This is a genomic window from Micromonospora sp. ANENR4 (genome assembly GCF_015354395.1).
Lineage (GTDB): Bacteria > Actinomycetota > Actinomycetes > Mycobacteriales > Micromonosporaceae > Micromonospora > Micromonospora aurantiaca.
Window position 1 is genome coordinate 1 of sequence record NZ_JADKYQ010000032.1, and the last position, 12,192, is coordinate 12,192.

9 protein-coding genes are annotated in these 12,192 nt (G+C 72.3%); 4 read left to right on the forward strand and 5 right to left on the reverse strand.

The window, feature by feature from the left end; translation table 11 throughout:
- Positions 1–101 precede the first annotated feature (101 nt).
- Entirely contained in the window at positions 102–5,597 is a 5,496-nt protein-coding gene (gene pulA, locus IRY44_RS30285; RefSeq protein WP_194803549.1) for a pullulanase-type alpha-1,6-glucosidase, read from the reverse strand.
- Between the two features lie 143 nt (positions 5,598–5,740).
- Positions 5,741–6,385: a cellulose binding domain-containing protein gene (locus tag IRY44_RS30290; protein ID WP_228533114.1), complete on the reverse strand. Its 645-nt coding sequence runs from the start codon at positions 6,383–6,385 to the stop codon at positions 5,741–5,743.
- A gap of 196 nt (positions 6,386–6,581) precedes the next feature.
- On the opposite strand from IRY44_RS30290, the gene IRY44_RS31445 reads away from it, so the two are divergent.
- Positions 6,582–7,181 carry a GNAT family N-acetyltransferase gene (locus IRY44_RS31445; RefSeq protein WP_194803551.1) on the forward strand — a complete coding sequence of 200 codons (600 nt, stop codon included), beginning with the start codon at positions 6,582–6,584 and terminating at the stop codon, positions 7,179–7,181.
- Between the two features lie 39 nt (positions 7,182–7,220).
- Here the strand turns inward: IRY44_RS31445 and IRY44_RS30300 are convergent, their stop codons facing one another.
- Positions 7,221–7,874, reverse strand: a complete 654-nt coding sequence (locus IRY44_RS30300; protein WP_128137146.1) for a GPP34 family phosphoprotein — start codon at positions 7,872–7,874, stop codon at positions 7,221–7,223.
- Between the two features lie 198 nt (positions 7,875–8,072).
- Between IRY44_RS30300 and IRY44_RS30305 the strand changes: the two genes are divergently transcribed.
- Positions 8,073–9,584 (forward strand): APC family permease, encoded by a 1,512-nt coding sequence (locus tag IRY44_RS30305; RefSeq protein WP_194803552.1) that lies wholly within the window; start codon positions 8,073–8,075, stop codon positions 9,582–9,584.
- Between the two features lie 52 nt (positions 9,585–9,636).
- Here IRY44_RS30305 and IRY44_RS30310 read toward each other — a convergent pair whose 3' ends face one another.
- Together IRY44_RS30310 and IRY44_RS30315 are read right to left on the reverse strand one after the other, a co-directional pair.
- Positions 9,637–10,026, reverse strand: coding sequence for a hypothetical protein (locus IRY44_RS30310; RefSeq protein ID WP_194803553.1), 390 nt, complete (start codon positions 10,024–10,026; stop codon positions 9,637–9,639).
- A 41-nt stretch (positions 10,027–10,067) separates the two neighbouring features.
- Positions 10,068–10,856 (reverse strand): hypothetical protein, encoded by a 789-nt coding sequence (locus IRY44_RS30315; RefSeq protein ID WP_194803554.1) that lies wholly within the window; start codon positions 10,854–10,856, stop codon positions 10,068–10,070.
- Between IRY44_RS30315 and IRY44_RS30320 the strand changes: the two genes are divergently transcribed.
- Both IRY44_RS30320 and IRY44_RS30325 read left to right on the forward strand, forming a co-directional pair.
- A complete protein-coding gene (locus tag IRY44_RS30320) occupies positions 10,855–11,043 on the forward strand; it encodes a hypothetical protein (RefSeq protein WP_141708223.1) in 189 nt (62 codons plus the stop codon). The genes IRY44_RS30315 and IRY44_RS30320 overlap by 2 nt on opposite strands.
- Positions 11,044–11,084: 41 nt before the next feature.
- Positions 11,085–11,972 (forward strand): hypothetical protein, encoded by an 888-nt coding sequence (locus IRY44_RS30325; RefSeq protein WP_228533116.1) that lies wholly within the window; start codon positions 11,085–11,087, stop codon positions 11,970–11,972.
- Positions 11,973–12,192 lie beyond the last annotated feature (220 nt).

A 12,192-nucleotide genomic window follows, 5' to 3' on the forward strand; every position in this document is an offset into this window, starting at 1 on the left:
CGCCAACACCGTCGAGGACTGCTTCAACTGACCTGACGGCCCGGGGTACGCGACCGGCCCCCTGCCACGTGACGTGGCAGGGGGCCGGTCGGCCGTGCGGGTCAGCTCTGGACGAACACCGCCACGCTGCGCGCGGGCACGGTGAACGTGCCGGCGGCCCGGTCGAACGACGCGGTACGCAGCGCCGGGTCGGCCGAGTTCCGCAGCACCGGGTGCAGTGCCACGTTCGCGCCGCGCAGCCCGGTGACGGTCTGCTTCGCCGTCTCCGGCGTGGCGTTGAAGACGACAGTCACCGACTTCCACGTCCCGTCCAGCCCTCGCGCGTCGAGGGTCATGGTGAGCACGCCCGGGGTCTCAGTCGTCCCGGACAGCGGGAACGCCACCCGCTTCTGCACCTGCTCGGCGGTGTCGAGCCCGAACACCGGCGAGGACCGGCGTACGCGCAGCAGCTCCGCGTACCGGGCGTCGGCCAGGTCGATCGCCGCGCAGTCCGGCACCAGCGACGGATCGGCGAGCAGCGGCTTCGCGTACGACCACTTGTCCTTGTTGTCGGCCTCCGGCGGCAGACCCGCGCCGAACCCGTTGCCCTGGGCGCAGTCCCACCGGATCTGGTTGAACCAGTCACCGGAGTTGTACGAGTTGCGGTCCAGCGACTTCGAGCGCAGCCGCTCCGAGCCGGTGGTCACGAACCCGGCGCCCTGCCCGAGCGCTGTGGTCGCCAGTGCGAGCACCTGCATCCGGGCCCGGTCCTGCGCCGAGGTCCCCTGCGGCAGCTTGTACGCCAGCGCGTCGTACAGGATCTCGTTGTCGTGCGCGTCGACGTAGGTGACCGCCTCGCCGGGCGCGGCCGTGTATCCGGCCGGGGCGCCGTTGTAGTCGACCTGCGCCCCGGTGACCCGCTTGCCGGTGGAGTCGGTGAACCGGTAGCCGCGCAGGTTCCCGGTCAGCCCCACCTTGATCAGGTCGTGCTGGTGCAGCAGCCGGGCCCGCTGCTCGGCCGCCGAGCCGTTGACGTCGTCGCCGTTGGGGTCGGTGTAGAGGCCGGAGGCGAAGCCCTGCACCCGCGGGTTGGCGTCGAACGGGCCGCCGCCGCGCACCGCGTCGCGGAGCCGGTCGTTGAACGTGCCGACGCCGGTACCGGCCATGTTGGCCTGGGTGGCCTGCGTGAACCGGGCGTCGTCGGCGACCTCGCCGAAGTTCCAGCCCTCGCCGTACAGCAGGATCTTGCGACCGTCCACGCCGTCGCGGGCGAGCGTGAGCTTGTCCAGCGCGGCCCGTACGGCCAGGATGTTCGCCTTCGGGTGGTGGCCCATCAGGTCGAACCGGAAACCGTCCACCTTGTACGCCTTGGCCCAGGTGACCAGCGAGTCCACCACGAGCTTGCCCATCATGGCGTGCTCCGGCGCGGTGTTGGCGCAGCAGGTGGAGTTGGCGACCGTCCCGTCCTCCAGGAGCCGGTGGTAGTAGCCCGGCACCACCTGGTCGAGCACCGACTTCGGGTCGGCGCCGGCGGCCGAGGTGTGGTTGTAGACCACATCCATGACCACCCGCAGGCCGGCCTTGTTCACCCCGGCGACCATCTGGCGGAACTCGGTGGTGCGCTTCGCGCCGTTCGGATCGGTGGCGTACCCGCCCTCGGGCACCGTGTAGTGCAGCGGGTCGTACCCCCAGTTGTAGCCGTCGGTGCCGGCGACCGCCGCGACGCACTTCTGCTGCTCGTCGGAGTCCGGCGGCAGCGCGGCCAGGTCGCAGTTCGGCCGGGCCTGGTCGGCCCGCTTCTCCGGGATGGTCGCGAAGTCGAAGGCCGGCAGCAGGTGCAGGTAATTGACCCCGGCGTCGCCGAGCTTGCGCAGGTGCTTCATGCCGGCGCTGTTCGGGTCGGTGAACGCCAGGAAGGTGCCCCGCTGGTCGGCGGAAACCGTGGTGTCGGCGATGGAGAAGTCCCGTACCGACAGCTCCGAGATCTGGACCTTCGACGCCGGCACCGGGGCCGGCTTGCGCAGGTTCGCCCAGCCGGCCGGCGCGAGCGCCGGGTCGGTCAGGTCGACGATCTGGCTGTGCGTGGAGTCCGCCGCGAGCGCCACCGAGTAGGGATCGGTCACCGAGGCGGTGACCATCTTCTGCGTGGCCGGCTGCCACGCCTGCACCCGGTAACGGTAGTAGCGGCCGTTCCACGCCTTCGTGCCGCGGACCGACCAGACGCCGGTGCGGTCGTCGCGGTGCATCGCCACTGTGGTCGGCCGGGCCGTGGGCGAGTCGAACAGCTCCAGCGACACGGTCCGCGCGGTCGGCGCCCACACCGCCAGGGTGGGCACCCGGCCGGCGAACGTCGGGCCGAGCTTCGCGCCGGTCGCCGCCGCGTAGACGTCGTCGAGCACGCCGGGAATCTGCACGCCGGTGGCGGCGAGCAGCACGCCCTCGGCGTCCCGCTCGGTCACCACGATCTGGCCGCGCAGCGCCGCCGGCACCTTGGCCAGGTCGGCGCGGTCCAGCGTGAAGGCGCGCGAGGCCCAGAGATGGGGGTACGCCTGCCGTTGCGCCTCGGTCAGCCCGTTGCGCTGGGCTCGCAGGCCGATGGTGGTGTACGTGCCGGTCAGCTCGCCGTCGGCGAGGCCGATTCCGCCGGCCGGGGCGACGGCGAGCGCATACCGCCTGCCGTCGGTCGGCCCGGTCGCCCAGGCGACTGTGGACCTGTCGATCCACTGCGCCTTCTGCTTGGTCAGGTCGAGGTCCTTGGCGGCGCCGGACGTGGTGGTCGACAGCAGCCGGCCCTTCACGCCCGCGAGCAGCCACACCTCGCGCCCGGCACCGGCGAAGTCGAGCCGCTGGTCCTCGGGCTGATCCTTCTCGTCGCCTCGGTGGATGATGTAGCTCAGCCCGGTCGCCCCGGCGGCCAGGGGCACCCGGAACACCGCGCCGTACGCGTCGATCTTCTCCGGCTTGAGCGGGGCGGCCCAGTCGGTCGGGGTGGCCGCACCGTCCCACAGGTGCAGGCCCCAGCCGTCGTAGTTCCCGTCGGCCTTGCGCCAGTGGATCAGCGCGGTGTCCTGGGCCACCGGCGGGTCGGGCTCGCCGGTGGCGGCCTGCCGCGTCGGGTGGACCGCCGGGTCGCCCTGCTTGACCCAGACCTCGCCGGTCGCAGTCACGTCGATGGTGCGGTCGTTCGCCACGTCCTTGTTGCCGTCGCCGTCGATCACGAGGAACCCGACCGTCTTCGCGCCGGGCTTGAGCTTGACCCAGGCGAACCGGCCGTACGAGTCCTCACCGGCGAACGGCTGCCCGGCGGGCCACTGCGTCACGTACGCCGGGTCGATGTCGCCCCAGGCGTAGAGCCGCCAGTCGTCGTACCCGCCGGCCGGGCGCTGGTAGTGCACGATCGCCCAGTCCCGCGATTCGCCCTGGTCGGGGGTGCCGACGGTGCCGGTGGCGCGGGCGGTGGCGGTGCGGCCCTTGCCGTCGCGGACCACCGCCTTGTACTCCACGCGGGTGCCGCCGGGCAGGCCGGTCAGGTCGTGGTGCACGGTGTACGGCGCACGCTGCGCGGTGCCGAGCAGCGTCCACTTGCCGCCCGCGACCCGGGCGGCGAACGTGACGGTGGCGAGCGGGTCGCCGGTCACCTGGGCGGTGACGGCGGCCTTGCCGGGGACCGGGTCGTCGCCCGGCTCGGTGATCGTGATCTTCGGTGCCCCGGCCTGCGGGATCGCCCGGTCGGCCTTCAGCACCAGCGCCGACATGGCCGGTACGGTGACGCTCAGCTTGCCGTCCGCGCCGGCGGTCGCGCCCGCGGCGCCGCCGTACACGCCGGTGAAGCGGGCGCCGGCCGACCAGGTGTCCACAGTGACAGTCTGCGGGGTCGCGGCGTTGTTCACCGCGGCCACGTACTCGATCCGGTCGGACGGCAGGACGCGGGAGAACGCGAAGACGCCCGGCCCGTCGGCCGCGTACCGGGTCACCTGCACGCCGTCGCGCAGCGCGGGGTGCGCCGTCCGCAGCTCGCCCAGCTCGGCGACGGTCCGGTAGAGCGGGTGACGGGTGTCGTACTGGTCGGCGGCGTGGGTGCGGGTGGTGCCGATCAGGTCGTCGTCGAGGTAGTCGGCGGTCCGCGAGGCGAACATGTCCTGCCGGGCGTCCTTGTCGCCGCCCGGTCCGGTGAAGCCCTGCTCGTCGCCGGAGTAGACGACCGGCTGGCCACGGGTGAGGAACATGAGCTGGTGGGCGAGCCTGCTGCGGTTCAGCTGGGCGGCGTCGTCACCGCCGGCGGCGGCGACGAACGAGCCGATCCGGCCCATGTCGTGGTTGCCCAGGAACGTGGTGAGCCGGTTGGCGTTCGTGTCCCGCGCGGAGTACAGCTCGTCCTTGGCGTAGACGTCGGCGAGCGACTTGGCCGAGCCGTCGGCGGCGGCGTAACCGCGTGCCGCCTCCTGGAACGAGAAGTCGAGCGTGGCGGGCAGTCCGCCCTGCCGCACGTAGGTGGACTGGATCTCCTGCTCGGCGCTGTAGACCTCGCCGAACATGAAGAAGTCCTTCTTGCCGGCCTTCGCGGCGGCGGCGTCGATGCCGCGCGCGAACTGCGGCCAGAAGTCGAGGTTGGCGTGCTTGACGGTGTCGAGGCGGAACCCGTCCACGCCGGCCTTGCCGATCCACTGGGCGTAGATGTCGGTCATGCCGCGGACCACCTCGGGACGCTCGGTCCACAGGTCGTCGAGGCCGAAGAAGTCGCCGTACTCGCTGTTCTCCCCGGCGAAGGTGGAGTCACCGCGGTTGTGGTACATGGTCGGGTCGTTCAGCCACGCCGGTACCTTGACCTTCGCGTCGGCCGGGGTGGCGAACACCGGGGTGTACGGGAACGACGTCGAGTTCACCGCCGGGAACCTCCGGGTGCCGTCGGCGTAGTTGCGGTCCTCGAAGGGCCGCCCCTGCGCGTCGCGGTAGGGCGCGGTCTTCTTGTCCACGTAGCCGTACTTGTCCTCGGCGTACCGGATGACGTCGGCGGTGTGGTTGACGATGATGTCGAGGTAGACCTTGATGCCCCGGCGGTGGGCCAGGTCGACCAGCTTCTTGAGCTCGGCGTTGGTGCCGAAGTGCGGGTCGACCTGGGTGAAGTCGGTGATCCAGTAACCGTGGTAGCCGGCCGAGACGTCCGCGCCGGTGCCCTGCACCGGGCGGTTCTTGAAGATCGGCGCGAGCCAGATGGCGGTGGTGCCGAGCCCCTGGATGTAGTCCATCCGGTCGATCAGGCCCTTGAGGTCGCCGCCGTGGTAGAAGCCCTTGTCGGCCGGGTCGTGGCCGGTGGCGAGCCGGCCGCCGGTGAGGCCGCCGGTGTCGTTGCGCTTGTCGCCGTTGGCGAACCGGTCCGGCAGGACGAAGTAGAACTGCTCCGCCTTCGCGGTGCCGGTGCCGGCCTTGAGCAGCGCGTCGGGGGACGGCTCGCGGTTCCACTGCGGAGCGTTGCCGGCGGCCAGGACGTCGGGGGTGGCGGCCGGGCGGGTGGCGTCGGCGCCGAGCTGGTGGAGGGCCACCGGCACGCCGACGAGAGTGAGTACGAGGGAGGTGACCAGGGCGAGCAGCGCCTTGGGGGATATCGGCGGGGGTTTCATCGACGGCCTTTCTCTGGTCGCTGATTCGCCCGCACGCTAGCCCTTGCCGAAACATTCTGCAATACCTTGCAAACACTGCCGCAACAAAGCAGACAGCTTGCAAGAAGAGACGTGGACGCCGGCCCCGGTCCGGGGCGCCGGAACTACCGCTCGGCGCAGGGCGAGCGGTCGACGGTGCAGCTCAGCGGCCGGGTACCGGCCCGCTCGATGTGGAACCGCACCGGCAGGGACTGCCCGGGGGCCAGGTCGAACCCGCTGCGGTAGGTGAAGACGCCGTCGTCGAAGCCGAACACGCCCTGCTCGGCGCCCTCGACCCAGGCGGTGACCAGCCGGCCACCGGGGAACGTCGCGCGGACCGTCCAGCCGTGCGGCGTACGCGCCGTGTTGACGAGCAGCACCTCGCCGATGAAGCCGCCGTCGAAGGAGCTCATCACGCTGTACCGGCCGGTCACCGCCGACGGCGGCGGGGGCGGCGGAGACGGGGGCAGCACCGGCCGGGCCACGCCCCTGGGGCTGGGAGTCGGCGCGGCAGGCGTCGGCCGGGCCGGCACCACGGTGGACCGGGGCGACAGGCCCGGCACCACCGCGGCGGTGGCGGAGACCGGCGACGGACCGGTGGCGCCGACCTCCGTGGGGGTCAACGGCATGCCCGGCAGCGACATCAGCGGATCCGGCGGACCGGCCGCCGGGAACGTGCTGCGGCCCCGCACCGAACCGAGCGCCACCACCAGCAGGACCACCATGACGACCACGCCGGCGGCGACGAGGATCCAGGGGGACGAGGTCATGGCGGCTCCGGGCTGCGGGCCGGGGCGGCGCGTGCGGGACATGGTCCTCCTGTCGGGGTCCGAGCCAGCGTAGCCACCCGGGACGGGTCGCGGCGAGCGCCGGAGATCGGGGTCTGCCGCACGGCGTTGGCACCTGATACCTTGCACGCCGATCAATGACCACAATGGCTCGTCGAGCCGGTAGGACGGTTGGCCAGTGACTGAGTGGCAGGACAGTATCCGGCGGGCGTCCGCGGCGGACGCCGCCGTCGTGACCGCGATTCTCGCCGAAGCGTTCATGCGGGATCCGGTGAGCGGCTGGGTCTTCCCCGACGACGGCCACCGCGCGTCGGTCCATCGCGCCTTCTTCGGACCGTTCGTCGCGCTGGCGCTGCGCACCGGTGAGGTGTACGTCGCCGGTGACGGGCTGGGCGCCACGCTCTGGCTGCCCACCGGCGAGGGGCACGACGCCGAGGACGGCGGCGAGTTCGACGGGCTGGAGGCCGCGATCGGCGCGGAGGCCATGAAGCGGTTCGGCACGCTCGACGAGATGATGAGCGCCCGGCACCCCGCAGAGCCGCACTGGTATCTGCCCTTCATCGGGGTGCACCCGGACCATCACGGCAAGGGCGTCGGGTCGGCGCTGCTGCGTCACAGGCTGGCCGAGCTGGATCAGGCCGGCACGGCGGCGTACCTGGAGGCCAGTTCGCCGCGCAACGCCGCGCTCTACGAGCGGCTCGGATTCCGGCGCCGTCCGGTCACGCTGGACCTGCCGGAGGGCCCCAGCCTCTACCCGATGTGGCGCGACCCGTCCTGACCGGCACCGTCCCGCCCCGGCTCGGCCCGGGGCGGGACGTCATCGCCGTACCGTCGTGGTGGTGACGTCGAGCGCGCCCACGACGGCGGCGAGCAGCCCTTCGAGCTGAGCCGGCAGGAACCGGCGGCAGTCGCGCATCCGCGTGGCCACCTGCGGGTCGAAGATGTGCGCGGCCAGGCCGACCGCCTCGGCGAGCGTCGCCAGCAGCAGCGTGCCCGGGTCCAGCTCGGCCGGGGACGAGTGCATCAGCATCGCGGTCAGCCGCACCCGGGGCGAGGCCGCCTGGTTCGGGTCGATGGCCGGCCAGCGCACCGTACGGCCGATCAGTTTGCCCTGCTCACGACGGAGCACACCGGCGGTGACCAGCCGGGTGCCCACCCGCTCGTTGATGTTGAGCTGGGTCCGCAGGTAGCGGATCCACAGCCGGGCCGGATGCGCCCCCTCGCGACGCAGGATCTCGGTGATCAGCAGGTCGGTCAGCGGCTCCTGCCACAGCCGCGGATCGACGGCGGCGATCCCCCCTCCGTCGAGGGCGATCCGGCCCTCGAACATCAGCTCGGCGAGCGCGGCGCCGGCCAGCCCGCACTCCAGCCGGTCGACCGCGACGTGTGGCTTGCCGGTGAACTCGTCGTGTCCGATAAGGAACAGCGCATCCGCAAGCCGGTAAGTGGCCTGCGCCCCGGGGTAGGTCATGGTCCATCCTCGAACGGTGGCCGTGATCGTCGACACGGGACGGTACGGCATGACCACGCACAGCTCAATTCCGGCCGTTCAGGCGCACCCCAATCGATATCGAAGCGGGGTTGTCACGATACGTGATCACCAATACCCTGCTTCAGGTTGTTCCGAAGTAGACACATCAATCCCCTCACCCCCTCCCCGGGAGAAGCCTTGTCCTCCGATCCGTTCTTCTCCGACGGTGGGCTGCGCCGCGGTCGTCTCGGCACCGCTCACCTCGTCTTCTTCACCGTCGCCGCGTCCGCCCCGCTGACCGTTCTCGGCGGCGGTGTCACCACCATGTACGCGGTCAGCGGCAACATCGGCGCCGCGCTCGGATACGTGCTCCTGGCCGCCGTACTGGCCGTCTTCGCCACCGGCTACGCCGCGATGAGCCGGTACGTCGCCAACGCGGGCGCCTTCTACGCGTACATCGCCAACGGCCTCGGCCGGGCCGGCGGGGTGGCCGGCTCGGCGGTCGCTCTCGCGGCGTACAACGCGATCCAGATCGGTCTGTACGGCCTGCTCGGTGCGATCCTGGGCGACTTCATGGACGCCAAGACCGGCATCAGCCTCGACTGGTGGGTCTGGGCGCTGCTGGCCTGGGTGTTCATCGGCGCGCTCGGTGTGCTGCGCATCGACCTCAACGCCACGGTCCTCGCCGTCCTGCTCATCCTCGAGTGCGTAGCCGTGCTGATCTTCGACCTGGTCGCCTTCGCCAACCCCGACGGCGGCACCGTCACCACCGCCGGCATCAGCCCCGGCCACCTGTTCGGCGCCGGCTTCGGCGCGGTGCTCGCGTTCACCATCGCCTCCTTCACCGGCTTCGAAAGCGGCGCGATCTACAGCGAGGAGGTCAAGGACCCGCGGCGCACGGTGGCCCGGGCCACCTACATCGCGGTGGCGTTCACCGGCCTGTTCTACGCCTTCTCGGCCTGGGCGCTCACCGTGCTCACCGGTCCGGAGAACGCACCGGCGGCCAGCGCCGAGGCGGGTCCGGGCATCATCTTCGGCGCGCTCGACCAGTACACCGGCGCCGTCGTCGCCGACATCGCGAACGTCCTGTTCATCACCAGCGTGCTGGCCGCCCTGCTGTCGTTCCACAACGGCGTGGCGCGTTACCTGTTCGCGCTGGGCCGGGAGCGGGTGCTGCCGGGATTCCTCGGCGCCACCTCCAGCCGCAGCGGCGCGCCGGTCGCGGGCTCGCTGGTGCAGAGCGTCCTCGCCGTGGTGGTGTTCCTGGCGTTCGCGATGACCGGCCGTGACCCGGTCATCGACCTGTTCACCTGGCTGTCCGGCGCCGCCGCGGTGGGCGTCGTGCTGCTGATGACGCTCACCTCGGCCTCCGTGGTGGGCTTCTTCCGGGGCCGTCAGGGCCCGGAGAGCGCGTGGCAGCGGGCGATCGCCCCGGCGCTCGGCACGGTCCTGCTCACCGCCGTGCTGCTGGTGCTGCTGTTCAACTTCGACGCGCTGCTCGCCCCCGACACGGCGAGCTACCTGAAGTGGCTGCTCCCGGCGATCCCGGTGGCGGCGGGCGTGGTCGGCCTGATCTGGGGCGCGATCCTGCGCACCAGCCGCCCGGAGACGTACCGCCGGATCGGCCAGGTCACCGAGGAGGGCCTGCACGAGCCCGGCCTGCACCCGGCCCCCGAGGCCGACCGCTGGGCCGGCGCCCACCACCGCTGACGTCAGTCGGTGCGGCGGCCGGCCACGCGGGCCGGCCGCCGCACCACCACGATCAGGCGGTACGGATGACGGTGCAGATCACCGGGCCGTCCTCGGTGGTGCGCAGCAGATAGCGGTATCGCTCGCCGGGGACCGCGCGGCCCTGACTGTCCAGGAACTCCCAGCGCACCGCCACCTCGGTGAGCAGCGCCGAGATCTGCTGCACGTCCTCGATCTGCGCGTTCGCCGCGACGAGTTCCCGCTCCTGGTAGTCCGGTGCGGCGCCGACGAAACTGAGCGCCACCGCCGCCGGCGAGGTGAACGAGAAGCTGTAGGTGTCGGCGACCACCAGCCCGGGCAGGGCGTAGCAGCCGGCGATGGCCGGCACGTCGGCGGTGGTCAGCGCCACGCCGTACCGGTCGAAGAAGTCGGTGAGCGTGTCGAGGTCGGTGGAAGCCGTCACGACGCTCCTCATTACCGGCGCGCCCTCGCGGCAAACCTTCCTCAGCGCGGCGGGATCCGCACCTCGATCTCGGCGCCGAGGTGCGCGCCGCCGCTGAGGTCCAGGTCGTCGCCGCTCCAGAACCGCCCCGGGTCGTACCAGTTGGGCCGCCGCCCGGCGGGCAGCAGACCCATCGCCTCGTAGGTCACGGCGACGACCTCGGCGCAGTACGCCGTCTCCAGCGCCGCCGCGTTCTCCCTGCTGGTGTCGCCGGTCTCGCCCTGGCCGCCGGTCTCGCCTCGGCCGCCGGTCTCGCCGGCCCCGCCCTGGCTGCCGGTCTCGCCCCTGTCGATGATCCTGCTCAGGATGCCGAGCTGGTTCCGGTCGCCGGTCCCGCCCCGGAGGCCGCCGAGGCTCAGGCGGCGCGGATGCGGCAGCCGGCCCCGCGCCCACCGCCAGGCGAGCTGCGCGGTGGACGGGAACGGCGTCCCGTCCAGACGCGCCACGGTACGCAGCACCGCCTCCTCCATCGCGGTGTCCGCCGGCGGTTCGAGCTGGCGCAGCCAGCCCCGCTGGCCGTACCGGTTGGCCCAGACGCAGACCGCGTCGCGCAGGTCGTGCAGCTGCACGCCGCGCTGATGCGTGCCGGTCCACATGTCCGGCAGCGAACGGCCCAGCTCGGCGTGCCACATCAGCGGCGGCATGTCGTCGAGCACCACGGCCATGCCCACGTGGTTCACCGGGCTGTTCGTGGTGAGCTGGATGGCCCGGTCGGGCACGCTGCGTCCGCGGAACACCCACAGATCGCCGGTGCGGATCAGCTCCACGGCCTCGTCCAGGCTGATGCTCATGGAGGACTACCCTATGCGGATGCGGCAACGGATGCGGTGGTGGAAGGTACTCGGTCTCGCGGGTCTCGCCGGCGTCGCGGCGACCGGCGTGGTGGTGGCGCGGGCCGAACGGCGGCGCCGGGCGTACACCCCGGAGGAGATCCGGGACCGGCTGCGCGAGCGGCACGCCAAGGCCTCCTCGTCCTGACCGGACAGTCGGGGGCGGCGGATTCTCCTACCATCGCAATGATGGGAACCGTTTTCTGGGAGAGCCCGTTCGTCCTCGATCCTCCGCCCGCCGCCGTGGAGCGGCACGGCGACGTCGACCTGCACGTGCCCACCGGCGACGGCCGGCATCCCGCGGTCGTCGTCGTACACGGCGTACCGGGACCGCCCGAGGCCCCCGACGCGCGGGACTGGCCGCTCTACCGGGGCTACGGCGCACTGCTCGCCGAGGCGGGCGTGCTGGCCGCGATCCCCCGGCTCACCGTGGCGAGCCCGGACGACCTGTACACGGTCGCCGCCCGGGTGGCCGCCGCCGCCGAACTGCTCCGCGCCGACCCACGCGTCGACGCCGACCGGATCGGCCTGTGGTTCTTCTCCGGCGCCGGCCTGCTGATCGGCGACTGGCTCCGCGACCCGCCCGCCTGGCTGCGCGGCGTGGCGGCGACGTATCCGCTGCTGGCACCGCTGCCCGGATGGCCGCCGGTGGACCCGCGCTTCCGCCCGGTCGACGCCCTCGACCTGCCCACAGACCCGGACGCCGCCACTCCGTCCGGCACCGCCTCCCCCGACGACGCCGACATCGACGCCGCGCAGCCGGACGCAGCCTCCACCGGCGTCGACCCCACCCGGCCGGACGCGACCTCTCCCGACGCCGCGAACGTCGACGCCGCGCATGCGGAGGGCGCGGCGCGGCCGACGCTCGTGCTGACCCGGGCGGGGCGGGAACGGCCCGAGGTCGCCCCCACCGTCGAGGCGTTCACTGCGGTCGCGCGGCGGCGCGGCATCCCGCTGTGCGTGGTGGACGTGCCGAACGGGCAGCACGGATTCGACGCGCTGGACCACACCGAGGAGGCCCGGGCCGCAGTCCGTACCGCCCGCGACACCTTGATCGCCCTGCTCACCGCCCCCTGACCCCGGCCGCCCCGCCCACCGCCCACTTCCCGGGATCGCCGTCCCGCAGAGCGGAACCCACAAAGATCTTGGTAGGAAATGGCCCTCATAGGGGCCATTTCCTACCAAGATCTCCACCAACCCACGGGCTGACCGCGAGCAGGGGCGCCCCAGAAGCACCACAGCCCCAACCCCACCGCCCCCACCGCGTCGATCATGAAGTTGGCGGCGACAAATCGGG